General features: G+C 62.5%; 11 protein-coding genes. 9 read left to right on the forward strand and 2 right to left on the reverse strand.

What is annotated here, in order from left to right; translation table 11 throughout:
• Window positions 1-22 precede the first annotated feature (22 nt).
• Together K8U03_00800 and K8U03_00805 are read right to left on the reverse strand one after the other, a co-directional pair.
• On the reverse strand, window positions 23-5,566 hold the full coding sequence (locus tag K8U03_00800; protein MCE9603420.1) for a protein kinase: 5,544 nt from the start codon (window positions 5,564-5,566) through the stop codon (window positions 23-25).
• A gap of 585 nt (window positions 5,567-6,151) precedes the next feature.
• Window positions 6,152-7,279, reverse strand: a complete 1,128-nt coding sequence (locus K8U03_00805) for a hypothetical protein (protein MCE9603421.1) — start codon at window positions 7,277-7,279, stop codon at window positions 6,152-6,154.
• Between the two features lie 285 nt (window positions 7,280-7,564).
• On the opposite strand from K8U03_00805, the gene K8U03_00810 reads away from it, so the two are divergent.
• The 9 genes from K8U03_00810 to K8U03_00850 all read left to right on the forward strand — a co-directional run bounded on the left by K8U03_00810 (window position 7,565) and on the right by K8U03_00850 (window position 24,669).
• A complete protein-coding gene (locus K8U03_00810) occupies window positions 7,565-9,043 on the forward strand; it encodes a DJ-1/PfpI family protein (protein MCE9603422.1) in 1,479 nt (492 codons plus the stop codon).
• A 327-nt stretch (window positions 9,044-9,370) separates the two neighbouring features.
• Entirely contained in the window at window positions 9,371-11,971 is a 2,601-nt protein-coding gene (locus K8U03_00815) for a tetratricopeptide repeat protein (GenBank protein ID MCE9603423.1), read from the forward strand.
• 26 nt (window positions 11,972-11,997) lie between these two features.
• A complete protein-coding gene (locus tag K8U03_00820) occupies window positions 11,998-12,819 on the forward strand; it encodes a DUF4159 domain-containing protein (GenBank protein ID MCE9603424.1) in 822 nt (273 codons plus the stop codon).
• Between the two features lie 55 nt (window positions 12,820-12,874).
• Window positions 12,875-13,885 carry a MoxR family ATPase gene (locus K8U03_00825; protein MCE9603425.1) on the forward strand — a complete coding sequence of 337 codons (1,011 nt, stop codon included), beginning with the start codon at window positions 12,875-12,877 and terminating at the stop codon, window positions 13,883-13,885.
• Window positions 13,886-14,011: 126 nt separating this feature from the next.
• Window positions 14,012-14,917, forward strand: a complete 906-nt coding sequence (locus K8U03_00830) for a DUF58 domain-containing protein (GenBank protein MCE9603426.1) — start codon at window positions 14,012-14,014, stop codon at window positions 14,915-14,917.
• On the forward strand, window positions 14,914-17,247 hold the full coding sequence (locus K8U03_00835; GenBank protein MCE9603427.1) for a BatA domain-containing protein: 2,334 nt from the start codon (window positions 14,914-14,916) through the stop codon (window positions 17,245-17,247). The genes K8U03_00830 and K8U03_00835 overlap by 4 nt, the downstream gene beginning before the upstream one ends.
• Window positions 17,244-21,251, forward strand: a complete 4,008-nt coding sequence (locus K8U03_00840; protein MCE9603428.1) for a hypothetical protein — start codon at window positions 17,244-17,246, stop codon at window positions 21,249-21,251. Before K8U03_00835 ends, K8U03_00840 begins: the two co-directional genes overlap by 4 nt.
• Window positions 21,248-23,632: a glutamine amidotransferase gene (locus K8U03_00845; GenBank protein ID MCE9603429.1), complete on the forward strand. Its 2,385-nt coding sequence runs from the start codon at window positions 21,248-21,250 to the stop codon at window positions 23,630-23,632. Before K8U03_00840 ends, K8U03_00845 begins: the two co-directional genes overlap by 4 nt.
• Window positions 23,629-24,669 (forward strand): hypothetical protein, encoded by a 1,041-nt coding sequence (locus K8U03_00850; protein ID MCE9603430.1) that lies wholly within the window; start codon window positions 23,629-23,631, stop codon window positions 24,667-24,669. The genes K8U03_00845 and K8U03_00850 overlap by 4 nt, the downstream gene beginning before the upstream one ends.
• Window positions 24,670-24,694 lie beyond the last annotated feature (25 nt).

Raw genomic sequence — 24,694 nt, forward strand, 5'->3', positions numbered from 1 at the left:
GATACCGTGGCGTCGGCCGACGCTACTTCATCTCGCAGTTCGGCAAGACCTGCTTAAGCGCTTCCAGCATCGCCGGCTGAACGCGCGAGCCGATCCTCGTCAACGACTTCAACTGCTTGCAGTTCTGCAGCGGCGCGAGATCGGAGACTTGCGTGCTGTCGCAATTCAGACTGGTCAGCGGCATTCCCTGCACCACCGACAGGTCCGCGACCGGGGTCTTGCTGACGCTCAAGAGCGTGAGCTGCATCCCTCTCAGCGGCGATAAATCCGACACCCCCGTGCCGACGCAATACACGGCCGTCAACGGAAGTCCTTGAAGAGGAGTGAGATCCACGAGCGTGCTCCCGGGCTTGTTTCCGCTGCAGTTCAAGACCTTCAAGCCCGACAGTGCCCGCACGGGATAGATGTTCGACACGTTGTCGGAAAGAAACATCAAATCGGTGACGACGCCGTCTTGAATTCTCGGCACCAGCTTCCCATCGAAGCCGGGATTGAGCTCCATCATCTTTTTAGAAACGGCATCGACTTGCTGTTGAGCAGGCAGCGCCGCGACTTCCTTCAGCCACTTCTGATAAGCGACATTGCCGAACGGACCGCGCGGGTCGTCGACGAGCGGCTTCGGCACGGAAACGGCGGCGCCGGTCGAGCTCGGCGCTGGGCTCGCGCTCCGTTCACCGAGCGGCGTCGTCGGAAGCTTGCGTGCCGGAACGACCGCGGTCGCTTCGACGATTCGCTTCTCGATCCGTACTTTTTGCAAACCGGTCAGCGACGGTAGCGCCGCTTGATACCAATAGAGGGCGGCGGCGGCGAGTTCCTTTCCGGTCCCTTTCTTGGAAGCGTCCCAAAACGCGTCGGCCATAGCGGCGCGTGCAGCCCCTTCGGCGGCGACCGTCATGCTCTTGGCAGCGAGATCCTTCCACGCCTCGTCGCTCCCTTTCGCCAAGAGCGGAAAAGCCGTCGTCCAATCATCCTCGACCATCGCCCGATACCGTCCGACGAGGAAGTTCGCTTCCGAATCATCAGGCGCGGTCGCGAGTTTCGCGAGTGCGGCGGCGGCAGCGGTCCATTCCTGTTGTCGCGCTGCAAGCAAAGTATTTCGATCGCGGGTCGACTTCACGGCCGCCGCGTCGCCGATGCGCGGGGCGATCGTCAACGCATAGTCGCCGAAGCGCTTCGCTTCGTCGAATGCCGCACGGCCGATCGCGGCTTCGAGCATGGCCGTCGCGTCGTCGTAGATCGCGCGGGCAACCGTCGGCGGGCGCGTTTTCAGAAGCACCCCCTTCCAACTATCGATGTAGATCGTCGGAGCGTCGACGTCGTAGTCGTTCACGATCGTCGCGAGCACACGGCGCAACACCGCCGGATCGTCGCCGTCGACCGCGAACACGCGAGCCTCGTTGATCAGCACGTAACGGTCGGTCGGCTCGACCGTTTGTCGCGATTGCTCCAGCAGCTTATCGGCGAACCCGGACTTCTTATCCGGCACGCGCGCTGCGGTGTAATCGTCTTGATAAACTTCCTTGATGAGCTGCAAGGCGGCCTGTTGCAGCTTCGCATCCGGCACCGGCAACCGCGAACCAGCCGCATTCGGAGCAGGGGCTTGGCCTTCCGTCGCGGAAACAACGTCGGGAGGGTTGGCCGGAGCGACAGGCATCGTTGGCGTGACAGCCGGCGACGGCACCTGTGCGAGCGTCGAAGGTTTCGGTCCTGAGGTCGCAGGAGATCTCGGGCCCGAAGCGACGGCCGGCACCGACTTCGGCGGAGCATTCGCTTCGGGCGCCATCGTCCAAATCAGCTCGGGCAACGCACCTTGTGCGGCCGGTTGGTCGGTAAGGCGAAACTCGTACGTCGCCTTTTGCGGCTCGCCCAATCCTTGCCCGGGAATGAGCACGACGTCGACCGCGTAACGGCCGACCGGCAGATACATCGTTTGCAGCGGCATGCGCAAGGTAACCGTTTCGCCGCTTTGAACCACGGCTTGCTCGCTCGCCATCGACCAAACGCCGAAGGAAAAAATGCCCGGCTGCATGGTATGTAGGTTCGCGTAAGGCTGGAGCGCCGTAGGGCCCGGCTCCAGGCATCGCAGTTCGGTTTTCGCCATCGCGACATGCCGCATCGCGGAACCGGTATAGGTGCCCGACAAAGGAAGAGCATTGGCCGTTGAATTGCGGGCGCGAATCAGCATCGTGTAGGCACGGCCGCGCTGATTTTCGCGAGCGAGCGGCGAGATCTCAAACGCCAATGGTTGCGAAGGGGACGAACCACCGACGAACTCCGTGGTCGCCGGAACGCTTTGCGTCAAGGTCGAGGCGATCGGAAGCGGTGACGTGGAGGCCGGAGTCGCAACGTCGGTGGGTGCCCAGCGAGGGTTCGTCAGCTTGCCGTGGAAGTTGTTGCCGCTGGAGTCGATGAGCCTGTCGCCGGAGCCTTCATCGCAATGGTAAAGTGCGATCGTGTCGGCGTCGGGCGTGAAGCGGCGTTGCGGCGTGAAATGCGCCTGATAGCGCACGACTTTCGAGATCCGTAACTCGTCGATGTAACCTTGCGATTGAAAGAAGTCGAGCGGCTCGTAGAGCAGGTTGGAAGTGAGGCGGGGAGGATTGTGAATTAACGTCTTGCCGTCGAACCAACTGAGAATCTCTTGTTGTCCGTTGATACTCCTGCCGAACGTGATCGCGATGTGATGGAGTGCCGGCGTCGCGTCGGTTGCGAATAGTTCTCCGCCGTAGGTCGGCAATCTCGACGCGGTGCCGGGCGAGCGTAACATCTTGTGACTCGAATAATAGCGCCGCATCGTCCGATCGATGCCGATGTTCCAACTGGCTTTCATTTGCGGCATGTTGCGGCCGGAAAACTCGAAGAATGCCGGTCGATCCAGCGACACGGTCGATTTGACGAAGAACTCGTCGAGCATTGGGGTCGGGCGGGGGACGGTCCAAGCTTCGATCGTCAGAGGAGTCGAGCCGTCGTAGTGCAACGACTCGACCGTGATCAGCGGGTTCTTCACATCGAACGGCTCGCCGTAGATCCAAAGATTGCCGGTCGGCGGAACGACAGGGGCGGGTGTCGCTACGGAGATCGCCGAAGGGGGCGTCGTGTTCGTGTTCGCGTTAGTATTTATCGAAGCGATCGCCCCGGCAGGTTCCAACGGCATCCAAGCGGCCTCCATGATCCAGCCCGTATCGACCGGTTGATCGACGATCCGGAACTCGCACGTTGCCTCCTGCTTTCGGCCCAGGCCTGCCATGGGAGCGAATACCACATGGAGTCGGTAACGTCCGACCGGCAAATCCGACATCCGCATCAAACCTGGCATCGAATACGAATAGTGTTTTGCCATCGAAGTGTTTTTCGTCGACAGCGCGAGCGAGGTGAGACCGATGCGCGAGCTCGTCGCACCGCGCGCTTGGATCATTTGCAGCGCTGCGGGATCGGAATCGAGATATTCAAGATGCGTATGGACATACAAGAAATTTTGACTTCTTGAAGGATCCGGGTTCGGCGGAAGCGGGAGTTCCGGGAGATTGGGATTCGTGGTACGAACGTTGAGCGGCACGTCGGTGCCGCGCGGCACTTCTTTGCGAATGGAGTCGAAGAAGAACGCTAAGGGTTCGGATTCGTCCGACCCTTGAAAATGGGGTCGATCCGCATTGCCCCCGAACTTTCCGGTAACCGTCCTTACTCCTGTCGACGGAGAAACGGCGACGGGAGGGTTGTTAACGGTCGGCGCAAACGTCGGAGGGTTGTTGACCGGCGGAACGACTTCGGGAAGCGGAGGCGCTGGGTTATTCGGCGGCGTGTTATTGGAAACAGGGACGCTCGGCGCAGGGCCAACCGGTACGATGGCCTCCGGGCGCTCCGTCTGCGGCTGCACGACGACGGTCCCGCCGTCGGGCACTTCCACCCGGGCGATTTCCCTGCCGCTCTTGTCGCGAATGCTGACCCACACACCGAAGCACAACAGCACGGCTCCGGCTGCCGCCGCGGCGATGAGCGGCATCCGATTGCCGCGCTTCGGCGGCAACGCTGCCCCGGTCATCGGTCGTCGGACTTGCGGGATGGTCATCGAACTGGGGCTGGAGCCCGGCATCGACCCGAACCCGGCCGGTAGCGGCGCGGCCGGTGTCGGCGCGATGGGCGCGACGGCGAAGTCGACCACTCCGAAATCCTTGGCCGTATCGATCGTCGGCAGTGCTTCGGCGATGTCTTGCATCGTCGGGCGCAGATCAGGTTGCTTCGAGAGCATCCGCGCCAACAGCCCTTCGAGCGCGGCCGGGGCTTCGGGCCGAAGACGGCGGAGTTGCGGCACCGGCCGCTCGCGATGAGCGAGAATCTTTTCCACGAGCGTATCGCCGCCGAAGACGTATTCGCCGGTGAGGATGCGATAGAGCGTGCAACCGAGGCCGTAGACGTCGGACTTCGCATCCGCGTGCCGCGTGTTCAGCGCCTGCTCCGGCGCCATGTAATCGACGGTCCCCATCACTGCGCCGGTGTGCGTCAATTCTCCCTCCGTCATCACTTCGCCGAGGCCGGAGTCTTCGAAGCGCGCGAGGCCCATGTCGAGCACTTTCACGGTGCCGTCCTGGTCGATGAGCAAATTGCCGGGCTTGATGTCGCGATGCACGATGCCCTTCGAGTGCGCGAACGCGAAGCCGCGCGCCGCTTGCGCGATGTAGTCGCACGCAAGTTTGACGTCGAGTTTCCCTTGCTTCTTCACGAGCGAAGAGAGGTCCGGTCCGGCGACGTGTTCCATCACCAGATAATGGACTCCGTCTTGCGCCCCGGCGTCGTAGGCATGCACGATGTTCGGGTGGATCAACTTCGCCGCGGCGCGCACTTCGCGCTCGAAACGCTTGATCGAGTCGGCGCTCTTCATGGCCGCCGTGGAGAGGACCTTGAGCGCCACGATCCGATCCATGCGGCGATGCCGGGCCTTAAACACTTGCCCCATGCCGCCGGCTCCGAGGCGATCGATCACCACGTAGTCGCCGAAAACGAGACTCTTTCCCTTACCCTGATAAACCGTAGCCGCTTGAAACTTGGTGAGCTTCCCTTGTTGCACCAAGGCCTGCGCCAAGGTCTGCACGTCGTCGGTCTTATCTGGGGGAAGCTGCTTATCGATCACGGTCAATTCGTCGGTGGAAACGAACCCGATGGTCGTGATGAATTCGACGAACTCCGTACGCGTCATAGTTCGAGCCGCTTTCGAGTCGGAAGACGAAGGAATCTTGCCGGTAGCGGAACTTTGCTGCTGAGCTCCGTGTTGCTGAGCTCCGTGTTGCTGAGCTCCGGGCTGCTGAGTTCCGTCCGGCGGGGGACCGTTGCGCTTGAGCGATTCTACAACTTTACGGCACGCCGGTTCGTCGACATAGGGTTGCGCGGCCGCAGGTGCTTGAATTCGCTCGAGGAGGCTGTCCGACGACGCGGAATTGAGCCCGTGGACCGTATCTTCGCAGTTCGAGCACTTCGCCACGTGCGCCGTGACTTCCTCGGCCTGCGCGATCGGCAACAGCCCATGAACATACGTCGATAGCTTTTCGTGCGTTGGGCAAGGTTGGTTGGTCACGGGAGCGAAGTCTCCAACAGGCGGTTGTGTTGCGGCAGCACGCATTGGGGCAGGTTCCAGCGCGATCCAATGGCGCTCTACCTATACAAGACGAAGGGGGTTCACACTTGTTTTTCCCGCCGTTCACATCGCTGCCGCCGAAGCCACTTCGCAATCAGTTGAAAGGCCGATGGGTGCGATTTCAAAGCATATCTTCGCATGCTCTGAGCCGTTTGCCATAAGATAACGCCCCGCTTATGCTTCGCTTGAATCCCTCCATAAGAAGGAGACACGAAGAGGAGAATTGCCGCGAACTGGAATCCGCGGCTTCAGAAAGCCGAGATGGCTTTAGGCCGTCGCAGAGAGCACGACGGCCGCGTCGACCATCGAGCCGACGCAGAAGATTAGGCCGAGATGCCGGTCACCGCTGGATCGCTCACGGCAAGTAGCGATACTTCACGATGGCCGACGAAGTCGCCTCCGATTACGGAAGCCCTCATCTCATTGTGCGCAACGAAATGAGAAGGCAATGCCGCCGATCAAAGATTCGTCGGCGCAGGCGCATTTTTCACCGCGTTAGGACCCGACGTTACTGCTTAGCAGCCACTAAGGCTTCTTCGGCCCGCAATAGGAAAGGGCTAGCAGCGCAAAGCCGGTCGAAAGGTTTGGGTCTCCCTCGAACCATTTACCGTTCTTGTTGACCCACGAGCCATCGGTTCCTTGGCGCGTAATGAGAGCCGCGGCGAGATCATCGCGCCAGACGTGCGCGACCCCCTTACCATCGGTGAGCGATTCTTGGCCCAAGGCATCGAGCGCGCGGGCGAAGAGCATGTAGTAGTAATAGAGCCCGGCGTCGCCGAGGCCGGGATTGCTATCGAGCGTGTAGTTGTCTTTGATCCACTTGATCGCCGCGACGACGCGCGGATCGTCGGCCTTCAAGCCGGCGAACACCATGCTCTTCAGGCCGGCGTAGGTCATCGAGGCGTAGCTGCGAAGACCGCCGTTCTCGGTCTTTCCGGCCGGGCTGCTTCCGCCCCCGGCGACGGAATAATAGAAGCCGCCGTCGGGGTTCTTTGCGCTATGCTCGGTCGTGTTGTGTTCGGTTTCCAGGTTCTGGCAGCGCGAGATAAACACCAAGGCGCGCTTCACCGCTTCGTCGTCTTTATCGTTCCCCGCGGCTTGCAGTGCTTCCATCAAGAAACTGGTGTTCGACAAGTCGGGCCGGCCTTCCTTGCCGTAACTCACGCCGCCGTAGCTGAGGTCGGAAGGCTCGCCGCCGAACTGAAGACTCTTCACGTACGCGTCGGCCTTCTTAATCGTTTCGTCGAACTTGCCGTCTTTGTTCGCTTCCGCAAAGCAGACGATCGCGAGGCAGGTCTCGTAGTTGCCGAGATGACTCCCGACTTTATAGATGCCGCCGTTCGGTTGCACGAACGTCTTGAGATAGGCCAAGCTTTTGGCGACGACCGGATCTTCCGGCGTGATCCCGACGCGCATCAGCGAGGTCGCGACCAGCGCGGTGATGCCCGGTCCGGCGACGGCCGTGAACGACCCATCGGCTGCTTGCCCCTTCGAGCGCAGGTATTCCACCCCGAGCGCGATCGCCCGCTCGCGCTCGGCCGCGGTCGGCTGCTTGGCCGTGGCCGTGGCTTGCGCATGCAGCCGGTTCTGCGAAGTCGGAGCCATCGCGAGCGACGTCATCAAGGCGACGAAAAACCATTTCGATAACGACATCGTGCGACTCCTCGAAACAAGGCAAGATAGGACGAAGCGATTCGCGGCCGAGAACGGTCGCCGCTCGTTAGCATATCACTATCCCGCGCTCGATCCACCACCCTCGGAAAGCGACGAAAACATCGCCGCAAAAGGCTGTTTTTTCGCCGCTTGATGCCCAACGAAAGCTATCACGGGAATAAGCCGGTGTTAGGATAACGAAAGGTTAGGACCGTTCCTCCGAATGATGCTCGGTTCCCGACACACGGCATCCTACTTCCGCCATAAGAAGGGGTTACTCCGCCGATGCGATCGTACTTCGACACCCGTTTCATCGGCTGGATCTTCATCGCATCGGTTGGTCAAGCGCTCGCTGCTTATCCTTCGTCCGCCTCGGCTGCCGAGGCCGGTAGCCCATGGACATCGCTCTTGGCCGAGATCGATGTCGCACGCGCTCCTGCCGGAACTTGGAAGAAGACCGACGACGGGCTGCGTGTCGCTGCCGCTCCGAGTGCTCGTGTAGAACTTCCTGCAACGGCCTCGCCGGAATACGACCTGCGCATCAGCTTCACGCGCCACACCGGTCGCGACTCCATCGCGCTGTTGTTCCCACACGGCAAGGGCCAAGCCGCATACGAAGTCGATGCCTGGGGGCTGCACCTGGCCGGCATCCAAAACATCGGCAGTCGCGACATTCGCAACAACGTCTCGCGCCGCAACGATACGCCGCTCGTGAACGGTCGGCGATATACGATGCTGCTCGAGGTTCGCAAAGATCAAGTTCGCGGACTGCTCGACGGCAATGTGGTAACAACGTACGCCGGCGACGGCAGTGAACTGGCGCTCTCGAACCTGTGGACTCTTTCGAGCCCACGGGCACTGGGCCTGGGAGCGTGGGAAAGCGAAACGACGTTTCATAGCGTCGAGTTCCGCGCGGCCGGTGGATCTTCGACGCCTGCTGCCGTAGCGACGACGAAGCCTGTCGTCGACACGCCGACAACGACGATGAAACCGGCTCCCACGACGGTGGCGAAACCGCAAGCGAAGCCCGGCGTACGACCCTCGGGGCGGGCGAACTATCGCGGTGTTGCCGCGGCGTCGAATACGGGAAAAAAGCGTGTTTTGATCGTCATCGCCAACCATCATTTTTTCTATCGCGAGTATGCCGACCCTCGCGCTGCGCTCGAAAGCGCAGGGATCGAAGTCACCGTCGCCGCCGGGCAACGGGCTCCCTGCCGGCCGCATCCCAACAGCGGTCAGAGTGATGCCGGCGTCGTCCAACCCGACCTCGCGCTGGCCGACGTGAAGAGTGCGAACTACGACGCGATTCTGTTCTCCGGCGGTTGGGGCGCTTCGGCGTATCAGTTCGCCTTCAACGGCCGCTACGACGACGCAGCCTACAACGGCTACCCGAACGTGAAGACGGGCGTCAATCGCTTGATCGGCGAGTTCATAGCGCAAGACAAGTATCTGTGCGGCATCTGCAACGGCGTTTCCGTCTTGGCTTGGGCTCGCGTCAACGATGCGAGCCCCCTCTTGGGCAAGCGCATTTGCGCACCACCCGGCCCTGCGGCGCCCGGCATCTACGACGGCCAACGTGCGCAGCCCTCGTCGCGTTGGCATCCGGAAGCGAACGGCGCCGTCATCGCGCCGGCCGGCTCGATCGGCGTCGTTGGAAACACCACCGACGATGTGTTGGTCGACGGTAAGATCATCACGGCCGAAGACGACTACTCGGCACGCGAAGCAGGCCGGCGACTCGCCCAACTATTGATCGGGAACTAAGCTCGACGTTTCGGGTCGCGCCGAAAAGACGAGGTTTCGCCTTAGCGCGTGCTCTGAAGATCGCGATGCTGCCGCGTCCTGAATTCAAGGCGCGGATTGCTGCGGCAACTGATACAATGCCCGCCGGGTTCGACTCGAACTTGACTCAAGCCATGCTCGCGTCGTCGTTCACACGACGCCGCTCATGTCGGGACAGGCGACGTGCGAGTTTCCGCTTCTTGCCGCATGAGGTCCGAAGCATCGCCGAAGAATTTCGGCGACGACGGAGATCTCGTCGCCGCAGCAAGACCGACCTTCCCATTCTCGCGAGCTCTAACGCTCGCTCTCATGCTGACCATCGGGCTCGGCCCCACTTCGGCTCGGGCCGATTTCGACGAGGCCTTCGCGGCCTTTCAAACCGGCAATTACGCCGAGGCTCTGACGGCGACCGACGTGGCCGTCAAGCAAAACTATGCCGAAGCTCGCTGGTGGCGATTGCGGCTGGAATGCCTGACGACGCTCGGCCGCTATGCCGAAGGAGTCGAAGCGCTCGAACTTTCGCGACGACATCACTATATCGACGCTTCGCTTCGGGTCGTGGGCTTCGAGGTAATGCGACAAGCGGGCGACCCGAAGAAAGCCGAAGACTCGCTCGTCGAGTTGATGCGGGTCGCCGTCAATTCTCCATGGCGATTCAGTTCGGCCGAAGATCGAGTCTGGATCGGCCGAGCGGCCGCGCTGCTCGGTGCGGATGCCCGACAGGTGCTGGAAAGCTATTACGAGCCGGCGCAAAAGCTCGATGCCGAGTTGCGCGTCGCCTATCTCGCGATCGGCGAACTGGCGCTGGCAAAACGCGATCTCGCGGTTGCGACCGAAAACTATCGTGCCGCCCTGAAGCGCTATCCCGAAGACCCCGATTTTATGTGCGGGCTGGCGCGGGCCGTCGATGAAGAGTCGGAAGAGGAGAGTCGCAAGCTGGTCGCGCAAGCGCTGGAGCGCAACGCCGCGCATGTCCCCAGCCTGCTCTTCACGGCCGAAGAAGCGCTCGCGCATGAAGACTTCAGCGGCGCCGCGGCGGCTCTCGATAAGCTCGCAAGCGTCAATCCGCAGCACGCGATCGGCTGGGCCCTGCGCGCAGCGCTGTGCTATCTAAAAGCCGATTCCTTCGGCACCTGGTATTGTCGCGAAGCGGCGCTGGAGACTTGGAGCGACAATCCCGAGGTCGACCACGTACTCGGCGAAAAGCTCTCGCGCGCGTATCGCTTCGCGGAAGGGGCGAAGTATCAACGGAGCGCGCTGGCGATCGACGCCAAGTATCTGCCGGCTCGCACGCAACTCGCGCAAGATCTATTGCGGCTCGGGGAATCGGATGAAGGTTGGCGGCTCGTCGAAGAGGTGCAGCAGGCCGATCCGTACGACGTCGTCGCTTACAATCTGGCGACGTTGAAAGATCGACTCAAAGATTACACGACGCTCGACACGAAGCATTTTCGCTTGCACATGGAGCGGCGCGAAGCAGCCGTCTACGGCCCGCGCGTGCTGGAGCTTTTAGAACGAGCGCGGATCACGCTCGGCCAGAAGTACGGCTGGATGCCTGCGCGACCGGTCGTGGTCGAGATTCTAACGCGGCAACAAGATTTCGCGATCCGGACGTTCGGCCTCCCCGGCGGCGACGGCATCCTCGGCGTCTGCTTCGGCATGGTGATTACGGCGAATAGCCCGGCGGCGCTCGCCGGACAAACGACGAACTGGGAAGCGACTCTCTGGCACGAGTATTGTCACGTCGTCACGCTCGAACTCACGCGACATCGCCTGCCGCGTTGGCTCAGCGAAGGGATTTCGGTTTACGAAGAGCGCCAAGCCGATGCCACGTGGGGGAATCGACTCAATCGCGAACTCCGCACGATGATCGTCGCCGGAGAGCTCACGCCCCTCTCGAAGTTGAACGAAGCGTTCCGCAAGCCGAAGTCGGGCGAGCATTTCAATTTGGCGTATTACGAAGCTTCCCTCGCGATCGAATACTTGGTCGAGAAACACGGCTTCGCGACTTTGCGAAAGATCCTCGGCGACGTCGGCGCCGGGCTGCCGATCAACGAAGCGCTCGTGCTCCGCGCCGGTTCGCTTGACGCGCTGGATAAGTCGTTCGGCGAGTTCGCGCTTGCTCGGGCCGAGGCCTACGGCCCCAAAATCGATTGGTCGGACGAACCGATGAAGACGTTTCCGCGCGGCTCGGCGGAAGGGATCGCGGCGTGGCTCAAGGATCATCCGCAACACTACCTCGGCCGTATGCGCTACGCGCAAGCCTTGATCGAGGCGAAACGCTGGGACGAGGCCGCGAAGACGCTCGACGCGCTCATTGCCGATGTGCCGCAATGGGCCGGGGACGGCAGCCCTTACTCGCTCTTAGCTCGCGTGCGCCGGGAACAAGGGGATGTGCGCGCGGAGCGAACAGTGCTCGAAGCTTCGGCTGCGACCTCGGACGATGCGCTCGAAACGTATCGCCGCTTGATCGAATTGGCGCTCGCAGCGGGCGACGACGGCGCCGTGCGCACGAACGTCGAACGCTATCTCGCCGTTCAGCCGCTCGACGAATTTCCGTATCGCACCGCAGCCGAACACGCCAAGGGGGCCGGTGCGAACTCCGCCGGCGCGACACGTCAGGCGATCGCCGCGGCACGCTCGCTCTTAGCGCTCGACCCGGCCGATCGTGCGGGAGCGCATTATCTTTTCGCCTCGCTGTTGCACGCCCGGCACGACCCCGAAGCCAAGCGCCAAGCGCTCCTCGCACTCGAAGAAACGCCCCGCTATCGCGATGCGCAAAAACTGCTGCTCGCGATCGTCGCGCAGGAAACCGAAGCAGCCCAGCGCAACGAAAAAGCAAAGCTCGACGAACCGGAAAAGAAGCCGGTTTCGCCGCTGCCGAAGAAGCCCCTCACGGTGGAGCCATGAACGGTGGAACAATGAACGGTGGAAGCATGCCACGACGTCGGCTGATGTTACTCGCCATCTTCGGGCTCGCCGCGTCGCTCGTATTCGGCGTCGCTTACGCGCAGCGTCGTTATCGCGAGCGGCAGATCCAAGTCGATCGCAACGGGGTGCCGATGTGGGAAGTCGACACGGACATGCCGGACGAGGTGTTCACGTTCGCGCGCTTGCGCTACCGCTCGTCGCATCGGGGCTATGCTTGGGCGACCGACTATCCCGACGCCGATCTGAACCTTTCCTATCGTTTGCAGCAGCTCACCTCGATGCGCTCGCACCCGGAAGGGAAGGTCGTCGACATCGACGACCCGACGCTGTTCGACTATCCGTTCGTCTACATGATCGAGCCGGGCGACATTCAGATCACGGACGAAGAAGCGGCGACCCTGCGGCGCTACTTGCTGAGCGGCGGCTTTCTGATGGTCGACGATTTCTGGGGCGACTACGAGTGGGAAAGTTTTCATTTCGCATTCAAGCAGATCTTTCCCGATCGCGAACTAACCGAGCTACCGGTCGAGCATCCGGTGTTTCATTGCGTATACGACTTGAAGGAGAAGCCGCAGGTTCCGTCGATCGGGATGGCGCATGCCGGCCGCTCGCAAGGGATCACCTACGAACGCTCCGATGCTCGCGAGCCGCATTACAAGGCGTGCTTCGACGACAAAGGGCGCATGATGATGATCGTCTGCCACAACACCGACCTCGGCGACGGTTGGGAACGCGAGGGAGAAGACGAATGGTACTTCCGCGAGTTCTCGGAAAAGAAATCGTATCCGCTGGGGATCAACATCCTCTTCTACCAATTCACGCACTAAGCCTGCCGCATAGTTTTCGTTCCCACTCCACCTACCGCTCGCGCAACTTCCCGCCATGCAGCTTACCTACGAAGAAGAACAAGCGGACGTCGAACAGATCCGTTCGGGCAAGGCCCGCGTCGATGCCGAATTGTCGAAGGTCATCGTCGGACAAAAAGAAGCGGTCGAGCAACTCTTGCTCGCACTCTTCGCCGGCGGCCACTGCCTGCTCACCGGAGCGCCGGGCCTGGCGAAAACGTTGCTCGTGAAGTCGATCGCGCAGGTGTTTCATCTCAAGTTTCAGCGCGTGCAATTCACGCCCGACTTGATGCCGGCCGACATCACCGGCACCGAAATCCTGCAAGAAAACGATGCCGGACGCCGGACGCTCACGTTCGTGCGCGGGCCGGTCTTTTGCAACGTGCTGCTGGCCGACGAAATCAACCGGACCCCGCCGAAGACGCAAGCCGCACTGCTGGAAGCGATGCAGGAGCATCAAGTCACGGCGGCCGGCGTGCGCTACCCGTTGGACGAGCCGTTCTTCGTCTTAGCGACGCAGAACCCGATCGAAATGGAAGGCACCTACCCGCTTCCCGAAGCGCAGCTCGATCGCTTCATGTTCAACGTCGTGATCGACTACTTGCCTGAGAACGATGAAGTCGAAGTGGTCAAGCAAACCACCTCGCGCAAGCCTGCCGCGATCGAGCCGTTGTTCACCGGCGACGACGTGCTCCGCTTTCACGAGCTCGTGCGCCGCGTGCCGGTCGCGGAGGAAGCGGTGCGCTATGCCGTGCGGCTCGCGGCGATCAGTCGTCCCGGGCAGCCCAACACTCCGGACTTCGTGAAGCAATGGGTCAGCTGGGGTGCGGGGACCCGCGCCGCGCAGTACCTCATTCTCGGCGCGAAAGCTCGGGCCTTGCTCGCCGGCCGCGTGCATGTATCGGCCGACGATATTCGCGCGCTCGCGCTGCCGGTGCTGCGCCATCGCGTGCTCGTCAACTATCGCGCCGAGGCCGAAGGAGTAACGGTCGATCAAGTCGTCGCGCGGATCATCGAGCACGTTCCCGGCCCGATCGAACCCAAGTAGTTTTCCTCTCCCGATGTTTTCCGTTCCCCGCCTTCCGACGAACGATTCACGATGAACGATCCTTCCGCACAGCCGAACGAAAGCCCTCGTCGCGGCGCGGCGGGATGGATCGACCCGGCCGCGCTGATGCGCATCAAGAATCTAGAGCTGCGGGCTCGCTTCGTCGTCGAAGGTTTCTTTTCAGGCCTGCATCGGAGCCCGTTTCACGGCTTCTCCGTCGAGTTCACGGAGTATCGGCAATACTCTCCGGGCGACGATCCGCGCTATCTCGATTGGAAACTCTACGCGCGCAGCGATCGCTACTACATCAAGCGCTTCGAAGACGAGACGAATCTTCGCTGCCACTTGGTCGTCGACTTCAGCCGCTCGATGGACTACGGTTCGCTCGGCTTCACGAAGGCCGACTACGCGCGCACGCTCGCCGCTACGCTCGCCTACTTCCTCAACTCGCAGCGCGATGCCGCCGGCCTCGCCACGTTTCACGATCAGCTCCTCGATTATCTTCCCGCTCGTTATCGCCCCGGCCATCTGCGGCGCTTGATGCTGTTGCTCGATCGGCCCGCCGAGGGGACTTCGACCAACTTGACGAAGCCGCTCGAGCGCGTCGCCGAGCTGCTCGGCAAACGGGGCGCCGTGGTGCTCGTCTCGGATCTCTTGGCTCCGCTCGACGGCCTGTCGCAGCAACTCGCTGCGCTCACTTCGCGCGGCCATGAAGTCTCGATTTTCCAAGTTCTCGATCCGACGGAAGTTCGTTTCGAGTTTCCCGATCCGGCCTTGTTCGTCGATGTCGAAAGCGGTCGCGAGTTGTATGTCGACCCGCAAGCCACGCGTGCCGGTTATCTGCGTCGGTTCGAGGAACATCAACAAGAGTTGCAAGCGTTGACGGATCGCTTGGGGGTCGAGCTCGTTCGGCTCACGACCGATCGCCCGCTCGAGCAAGCGCTGTTCGACTACCTGCAAAGCCGTTCGCGGCGCGGCCGCCCGACCCGACGACGAGCCATGTCGTCGGGAAGCAAGGGGGGTAGCCCATGAGCTTCCTCGCTCCGTGGTTCGTCGTGGCGGGAATCGCGGCCGTTTCGCTGCCGATTTTGTTTCACCTCTTCCGCCGCACGCCGCGCGATCGGCTGCCGTTCAGCACGTTGATGTTCCTCGCGCCGTCGCCGCCGCGCGTGACGAGTCGGAGCCGCCTGGAGAACTGGCCGCTGCTGTTGTTGCGCGCCCTGGTGTTGGTGTTGTTGGCGCTCGCTTTCGGGCGGCCGTTGTTGCGCGAGCTGTTGGAATCGCAATCCGATGTGCCGGTCGGAAGTCGCACGGTGTTGCTCATCGACACCAGCGCCAGCATGCGCCGCGGCGATCTTTGGACACGAGCCCTAAAGGAAGCCGACGCCATCGTCGCCGCCTCCGGTCCGCACGACGAGATCGCGGTCCTGGCGTTCGACGCGACGACGCATCGAGCGCTGACGTTCGAAACATGGCGCTCCGCCCCGCTCGGCGAGCGAGCCGCATTCGCGCAGGCTGCGTTGTCGGAATTGAAACCTTCCTGGTCGGCGACGCGATTGGACTTCGCGCTGACTGCGGCGGCGGAAGAACTCGATGCGGCCGATGATGAAGCCGGCGACGGCGCTCGGGCCGGCGAGAAGCAAGCGCTCGACGTGCGGCGATCGAACCGCATCGTGCTGATCTCCGACTTGCAAGCTGGGAGCCGGACGACCGGCTTACAGAGCTACGAATGGCCGAAGCAGGTTGAACTGCGTGTCGTTCCGCTCGCGCTCGAAACGGCGAACGCCGGCCTGCACGCACTGGAGACGACGCTCGAAACGGACCAAGCCAAAACCGAGCGGACCGAAACCAAACAAGCCGGAGTCGAAAAGACCGAACCGGCGGCGAAGAGCCCGCGCGTGTTGGTGACGAACGCCGCGGACTCGAAGCGCGAGTCGTTCGACTTGGTGTGGCAATCGGTCGGCAAGACGGCCGAGGCGGACGCTCCGACAGTGAAGACCTATGTGCCGCCCGGCCAAACCAGGATCGTGCGCAGCCCTCCGTTGCCGGCCGGCGAAACGGCGCAACTCGTCTTGCGCGGCGACGAAGAACCGTTCGATAATGACGTCTGGTTCGTGCCCCCTAAGAAAGAACGGCTGCGCATCCTGCACCTCGCGACGGAAAAGGCCGACGATCCGCAGACACTCCGCTATTTTCTCGAACGGGCCTTTAGCGATGCGCAAGCCGCGCGCGTCGTCGTCGTCGAAACGATCGACCCGGCGGTGCCGGGGTTGCGCGCCCCTAAGGAGCGCGACCTCGACGACGTCGCGTTGGTCGTCGTCGCGACCGAGAAGCCGATCTCCGAGGCGTGGAACCAAGCACTCGCGGCGTGGATCGAGCGGGGAGGCGCTGCGACCGCGGTGCTCGAAAGCTCCGCCGACGCAGCGTGGCGAGCGCTGCTTCCCGCCGAGCTCGCCGAGCCGAGCCGCATCAAGATCGCCGCTGCCGATCGCGCGCGCGAGTATGCTCTTATGGGGGTGATCGACTTCAAGCATCCGATCTTCGCGCCGCTGGCCGATCCGCGCTTCTCCGATTTCACGAAGATTCGCTTCTGGCGACATCGCAAAACAACGCTCGACGACGTCGCGACGAAAACGGTTCGCGTGCTCGCTCGCTTCGACGACGGCGACCCCGCGGTATTGGAAGTCTCGCGCGGCTCGGGCCGGATCGTACTCTTCGCTTCCGGGTGGCAGCCGCGCGAAAGTCAGCTCGGTGTCTCCAGCAAGTTCATACCGCTGATGACGACGCTCGTCGATCTCGGAAGCCGTCGCCCGCCGGCGATCGCGAACTACGAAACCGGCGCGACGATCGACCTCGCGCATCTCAGCGCCGTCGCGGAGCCCGCGGAATCGAAGTCGGCATCGAGTCCGACGGCGACCCCAACTTCTACTGCGAAGCCGGAAAGCACGGCGAAATTGGATGTCGTTTCTGCTCGATCGCCCGGGCCCTGGATTGTTCGCTCGCCCGCTGGACGAGAAACGACCGTCGGTATCGAAGCGCCGCGATTCGCGTTCGCCGATGGGCCCGGTATCTATGAAGTGCGCTCCGGGGCAGGGCTACGGCGAATCGCAGTGAACGTGCCTGCCGAGGAATCGAAGACCGCGCCGCTCGCGGTCGAAGCGCTGGAATCGCTCGGGGTGCGGCTCGCGAAAGCGGAGACGCCGACGACGCCCGAGACGATCGCGGAACGGCAGACGTTGCAGGTCCGAGAAATGGAATCGCGGCAGCAGTTGTGGCGCTGGTGTTTGGCTGCGGCATTGGGTGTGATCGTGATCGAAACATGGTATGCAGGCCGCGTTGCGCGGCGGGAGTCGGTCGCATGAAGAATCCGAATACGCTGGAAGGCGAACTACGATCGGTCGCGGCTCGCTTTCGGCGACGAGCTCTGTGGCGCAGTCTGACGATCGTTTGGATCGTGGCGATCGTTGCTCTAGCGGCGACGTATTTCATCGTGCCCGATCGATTTCGCGCCGGGCTCGGAGGCGGCCTGTTTCTCGGAGCGATCGGAGCCGCCGCCGTGGCGGTCGCCGTTGCTCAGCTACGGAAATTCGATTTGCGCAAGGTGGCTCATGAGGTTGAGCTGCGCTATCCCGATCTGCAAACGAAACTACTCGCGGCCTTCGAGCAAGAACGGGCCTCGATGACCGGGCAGCGAGGTTTTCTCGAACAGGAATTGATTAAAGAGGCCCGCATCCACTCGCTGACGCACGCTCGTTGGCGGGAGACCGTGCCGACGAGCGAACTGCGGATGTGGGCCGTCGCGCAGGGTGCGGTCTCGCTGATCGTGCTGCTCATGTTCGGACTTCAGATGCTCTCGCAACGCCGCGAGAGCGGGATGGAGACGAGCGTCGCCGCCGATGAAACGCCGGCAAAACCGCTTTGGAAATTCGAAGTCGAGCCGGGGGACGTCGAACTCGAGCGAGGAACCGATCTGCTGGTGCTCGCCCGTTTTCCCGAGCCGATCAAACTCCCGCGCGAAGCCGTGCTGCACGCCACCGACGTAGCGGGCGAACAACGACACCCGCTCGTGCAGAGCTTGAGCGATCCGGTGTTCGCGGCCCGCGTTCCGGAAGTGCGGGCGGATCTCACCTATCGTCTGACGTTCGAGGATCAGACTTCGCGCGAGTTCAAGGTCTCGGTGTTCGACTATCCCGAGTTGGAGCGGGCCGACGCGGAGTTGAACTATCCTTCATATACCGAGCTTCCCAAGCGACGCATCGAAGACGTGCGGCAGTTGAGCGTGCTCGAAGGGAGCGAGGTCAAGCTGCTTTGTCGCTTGAACAAACCGGTCGCTTCGGCAAGCCTAGTCCCCGCGGAAGGGGAAGCGATTGCGCTCGCCCCGTCTCCCGATGACAAGCAACTTTACATCGCGGCGCAAGTCGTATCGAAGAGCGTTCGTTGGCGACTGGAGCTTGTCGACGAGCGCGGCCGCAAGAACCGTGAGAACGTCGAGTTCGTCGTCGAGGTGGTGCCGAACCGACCGCCGGAATTGAAACTTTTGTTTCCGCGCAACGACGTGGCCGTGTCGCCGTTGCAAGAGGTTCCGTTGGAAGTGGAAGCGTCCGACGATTTCGGGGTGGTCCGGTGGGGCTTAGCTTACGAGTTGACCGGCAAGAAGACGAGCTCGTTGACGCTCGGCGAGAAACTCCCGGCGAAGGAAAAGCGGAGCGGCAAGCACTTGCTCGCGCTCGAAGACTTGAAGGCGGTTCCCGACGAACTCCTGGCATGGCACGTGTGGGCCGAAGACCTCGGGCCCGACGGCAAACTGCGCCGCACGACGAGCGACATCTACTTCGCCGAGGTGAATCCGTTCGAAGAGATTTTCCGCGAATCGACGATGGAAGGAGGGGGACCGCCGGGAGAAAAGTCGCCCGTCGACGAAACGGCGAAGCTGCAAAAAGAGATCATCTCCGCGACGTGGAATCTGCGCCGGCGCGAAAGCGGCGAGAAACCCTCGGCCCCCTACGGTTCCGATGTGCGCGTGATCGCCGAAGCGCAGCAAAAGACGCTCGATTCGTTGGAGAAGATGAAAGAGAAACTCCGTTCGCCCGATGCGCTCGCGATCGTCGCCGAGATCGAGAAGCAAATGCAAGCCGCCAAGGCGGAACTCACCGCCGCGGCCGACTCAGCCACGCTTCCACCGCTCGACAAAGCCTTGCCGCCGGAGCAGGCCGCCTATCAAGGTTTGCTCAAACTTCGGGCTCGCGAGACCCGCATCATGCGTATGAAGAATGCGCAAGGCGGGGGCGGTGCCGAAAGCCCGGCGGGCCAGAAGCTCGATCAACTGGAACTCAGCGAAGAAGAGAACCGCTACGAAAAGCGAGGGAAGTCGGCCGACCCGAACGAGACGCCCGCTCAACGCGAACGGGAAGCGTTTCTGAATCGGCTGCGCGAGTTGGCCCGTCGACAAGAAGACATGAACGAGAAGATCAAGGAACTCCAAGCGGCCTTGGAAGCGGCGAAAAATGAAGAGCAAAAGAAGGAACTCGAACGGCAGCTCAAGCGCCTCCGCGACGAGCAGCGCGAGCAGCTGCGCAACGTCGACGAACTTAAGAACAAGCTCGACAAGCCGGAGCATAACGAACCCCTCGCCGAAGCGAGCAAGAAGCTGGAAGAGACTCGCGAGAACATTCGGCAGGCTTCCGATGCGCTGGAGAAGGGGCAAACCCCGCAAGCGCTGACCGCGGGTGCTCGCGCCGAGAGCGGGCTCGACAAGCTGCGCGAAGACTTCCGCAAAAAAACCGCCGGCCGGTTTGCGGACGAAGTGCGCGATCTCCTCGACAGAGCCCAGCAGTTGGACGACCGCCAACAAGCGATCGGCCGAGAACTGGCGGATGACAAACAGCAACCGAAGGGAGCCGGTTTGAAATCGAAGGGAACCGCCGCGGAGCCGAAGCTGGCCGAACGTCTCGCCGGTCAGCAGAAGGAGCTCGCCGGCGTGCTCGATCAAGCGCGCGAAATCACCGAGCGCGCCGAAGGAAACGAGCCGCTCCTGACCAAGCAGCTCTACGACGCGATTCGCGAATCGAGCCAGAAGCAGACGCCGCAAGCGGTCGATATGCTTCGTCAACTAGTCGAGCACGGACTGTCGCAAGAAGCGAAGAAAGTCGAACCTCGGGCCCGCGAAGGAATCAGCCAACTGCGCGACAAGATCGAGAAGGCGAGCCAAGGGGTGCTCGGCAACGATATCGAAAGCTTGCGCCGCGCGAAAAGCGAAGTCGACCGCCTTGCGCAAGCGCTCGAGGAAGAACTTCGGCGCGAAGATCCGAGCGCCGCGCCAAGCGGCAAGCCGGGAGATCGGGCCGGCAACGATCCTGCCGACAAAAACTCGCAACAAGCAAGCGCGGCACAGTCCAACAGTAACGGTAACGGTAACGCGAACAAGAAAGAGGGCGAAGGCTCGCAGCAAGCGCAAGGTAAAGAGCCCGGCAAGGAAGCTGGTAAGCAACCCGGCTCGGAATCCAGCGGCGCATCGGGCGCGAACGAGAAGCCCGAAGCGAAAGGGAGCGGTAAGGGAGCTACTCCGAGCGAAGGGCGAACTCCTTCCGGCAGCGAATCGCCGAGCGGCTCGCCGGGAGAAAAACCGATGCCCGGAGATCAGCCTGGAGGCAAAGAAGGACAAGCGGGGAAAGGCGATGCGCCTGGCAAGGGGGATGCGCCCGGTGAAGGAAAGCCGAGTGGAGATAAGCCCGGTGAAGGCAAAGCGCCGAGCCCCTCGGCTCAGGCAGGCCGCACGCCGGGCTTGCGCGGCAAGGGAGCGCAGCCGTCGCCGGGTGAGGGAGAAGGCGAAGGGAAAGGCCAAGGTGAAGGCAAGGGACAAGGCAAGGGACAAGGTGAAGGGCAGGGACAGGGTGAAGGGCAGGGGCAAGCCTCGTCGGGCCAAGGGTCGTCGGGTAAGCCGTCGTCGTCGCCAGGCAAGCCGAGCAGCCGGCCACAGCCTGGCGAACGCGAAACCGCGAACGCCAATCAAGCGGGCACCGGTTCGCATGGCGCGCTCACCGGCCCCGACTGGCGTGAGTGGTCCGACTCGTTGCGCAACGTCGAAGAGTTCGTGCCCGGCACGCGGTTGCGTTCGGAGGCGGCGCGCGTGCGCGAGGAAGCACAAGCGATCCGCACCGAAGCGAAGCGCCACTCGAAGGCCCCGAACTGGAGCTTGGTGCGCGAAAAAGTTTACGACCCGCTCATCGAACTGCAGCAACAGCTGGATGAAGAGCTGGCAAGGCGCGAATCGCCTGAGGCCGCCGTGCCGCTCGATCGCGATCCCGTGCCCGATCGTTTCGGCGAGGCCGTGCGGCGCTACTACGAACGCCTCGGGAGCGGCCGATGAGCGGTAGCTCCGCACAACTGCTCGGAGCGCTGGTGTGGGGCGCGCGCGCTTGGCTACTACCGGCCGTCGCGATCACGACCATCGCGCTTGCCGTGCTCGCTTGGGGCTACCTGCGGCTCGGCGGTTCACGGCGCTTGCGCTTCACCGCGGCGACGTTGAAAGCGGTCGGTATCGCGCTGCTTGCGGCTATTTTGCTCGATCCCCTGTGGTCGGGCACGCGCGCTCGCCCCGGCGAAAACATTCTATTGATCCTGGCGGACAATAGCCGCAGTATGCAAGTGCGCGGCGACTCCGGCACGAAGACGGTCGGGGATGCTTTCGCCGAGCAACTCGGTGGAACGCTCGGCGACGAACGCTTGCCGTGGCTCGTGCGGTTGAAACAAGATTTCGATGTGCGCCGCTATGCGTTCGGCGATCGACTCGAGCCGCGCACTTCGTTCGCCGACTTCAAGTTCGACGGCCGCTCTTCGTCGCTGCATACGGCACTCCGCGCCTTGGCGACGCGCTTCGAGGGGCGACCGCTCGCGGGCATCGTCTTGCTGAGCGATGGTTCCGCGACCGACGTACTTTCGCCGGCCGATCTTGCGAAGCTCCCGCCGATTTATACTGTGTTGCCGCCCGAAACGGCGCCGGCCGCGGAGGTGAGCGTTACGCAAGTCGCCGCGACGCAGACCGGCTTCGAAGATGCTCCGGTCACGTTGACGGCCGAAGCCCAATTGCGCGGATTCGCCGGCGAGCCGCTCGTTTGCCAAGTGATTGACGAGGCCGGGAAAGTCGTGCAAACACAGGAGCAAACGCCCGGCGAGCGCGACGGCACGGCCGCGTTTCGTTTTCAGTTTCGACCGGCGAAACCGGGACTTTCCTTCTATCGCGTGCGCGCGACGGCGAAATCGCAACTCGGCGTCTGGGAAAAGCCCGAGATGAGCCGCGAAGGGACGCTCGCGAACAACGAACGAATGGTTCAAGTCGATCGAGGTCGAGGGCCGTATCGCGTGCTGTATGTCGGCGGCGCGCCGAATCCCGAGCATAAGTTTCTCGGTCGCTCCTTGGCCGACGATAAGCAAGTCGAACTCACCTCGCTCGTGCGCATCGCGCGACGCGAACCGAAGTTCGACTTTCGCACGCGGGCCGGAGAGACGTCGAACCCTCTGTTCCGCGGCTTCGATAAGACGGACGACGAGACCGAGCGCTACGACCAGCCGGTGTTCGTGCGACTCGGCATTCGAGAAGAAAACGAACTGCGCGACGGCTTTCCGAAGTCGGCCGATCAACTGTTCGCTTACCATGCGGTCGTGCTCGACGACGTCGAAGCCGAACTCTTTACGACCGACCAAATGGCGCTGCTTGCGCGCTTCGTTTCCGAGCGCGGTGGCGGCCTGCTCATGCTCGGCGGGCCCGACGGCTTCTCGAAGGGCCGCTTCGAGAAGACGCCGGTTGCGGACATATTGCCGGTTTATATGCAGCGCAGCGCAGCGACGATGCCGCGCCCCGAAGCCGGTTATTGTTGGAAGCCGACGCGCGAAGGTTGGCTCGAGCCTTGGCTTCGTCTGCGAGCCAACGAAGCCGACGAGCGACTCCGCCTCGAAACGATGCCGCCGTTTCGGACGTTGAATCGGACGTCGGGCATCAAGCCCGGCGCGGTGGTGCTGGCCGCGGCGGTCGATTCGTCGGGTGCGGAGCAACCGGCGTTGGTCGTGCAAAACTACGGGCGCGGGCGAGCGGCGGCGCTGCTCATCGGCGACATGTGGCGCTGGCGGCTGAAGATGGAACCGGAGAATCAAGACCTCGAAAAAACGTGGCGGCAACTGGTGCGTTGGCTCACCGCCGACGTGCCGGGCCGCATCACGGCTTCGAGCGAAGTCGTCGCCGATGAGCTGACGCAATCGGTGCGGATCGCCGTGCGAGCGCGTGATCCGGATTATCGCCCGCTCGACAACGCACAAGTGAAACTGCGAATCGTTTCGCCCGACGGCACGACCTTGCCGCTCGATATGGAACCGAGCCGGCGCGAGGCGGGGATCTATGAAGCCTCTTATGTTCCCCGCGCGCCGGGGGCGTATCGGGCAAGCGTGAGCGTCGTCGACGGCTCCGGCAAAGAGATCGGCGGAAGCGAAACCGGCTGGACCAACGATCCCTCGGCCGATGAGTTTCGCCGGCTGGAGCCCGATCGAGACTTGCTGCGGAAGATTGCGACCGAAACGAAAGGGGACACGGTCGAACTGAAGGATCTCGAACGGTTCGCTTCCGAGCTCGCCGCCCGTCCGGTGCCGGAGACGGTGCAATCGCTGTTTCCGATCTGGCATACGGCTTGGGTCTTCGGGCTGGCGATCGCGTGTTTGGCCGGGGAGTGGGGACTGCGGCGCTGGAGGGGCTTGCCGTGAAGTTTTGGCGAATCACGTTCGGCATTTCGTTCGTCTTCCTCAGCGCTGCGCCTTTACGGAGTGCGGCACCGAGCAACTCGGCCGATGGGAAAACAAATGCGGAAGTCGCGGGTGCGCGGACGACGCTGATCGTCGTCCGTGGTGCGGACGGGGAAGAACGGTACGGAAAGATCTTCGCCGAAGAGACCGCGATCTGGCGTAAGACCGCCGCCGCGAGCGACGTTCGTTTCACGCTCATCGGCGAAGAAGAGGCCGAGGCTGACAAGGAAGCCGCTGCGAGCAGTTCGGATAAAGAGCGGCTACTAGCGCAACTTCAAACCGAAACGACCGCGGCTTCTCAGACTGTTCCGCTCTGGCTGATCTTCATCGGACACGGCACGTTCGATGGCCGAACCGCGGCCTTCAACTTACGGGGTTCGGACGTGTCGAGCGTAGAGCTTTCCGAATGGCTCAAGGAATGCCGCCGGCCGATGGTCGTCGTGAACACGACCGCCGCGAGCGCGCCGTTTCTCACCGCGCTCAGCGCGCCGGGCCGAGTCGTCGTTACGGCGACGAAGAGCGGGCAAGAGCGAAACTACGCGCGCTTCGGACGCTACTTCGCCAAGCGCGTGACCGATCTCGGAGCCGACCTCGACAAGGATGAGCGAACGTCGCTCTTCGAGGCATACCTTGCCGCGGCGCGCGATACGGCCGACTTTTATAAGAGCGACGGTCGGGTCGCGACCGAACATCCCTTGCTCGACGACGACGGCGACGGCAAAGGAGTGCGTGCCGACTTCTTCGAGCGTGATAAGCTGGTTAAACGCTCGCTCGGCGAAAAGGCCGTCGATGGCGATGCCGCCCGACGATTCTATCTGGCGCCGAGCCCGGCCGATGCCCAGCTCACGCCGGCTCAACTTGCCGAACGGGACAGCTTAGAAGCGGCTCTCGCGGCGCTGCGCGGTCGGAAGCAACAGTTGGCGGAATCCGACTACTTTGCCGAGCTCGAGCGCTTGCTTCTCAAGCTCGCTAGGTTACAAGTAGAGCCTACGAAATAGTCGATTTCGTGCCGCATCCTTTGCT

Source organism: Planctomycetia bacterium, from assembly GCA_021413845.1.
GTDB lineage: Bacteria > Planctomycetota > Planctomycetia > Pirellulales > PNKZ01 > PNKZ01.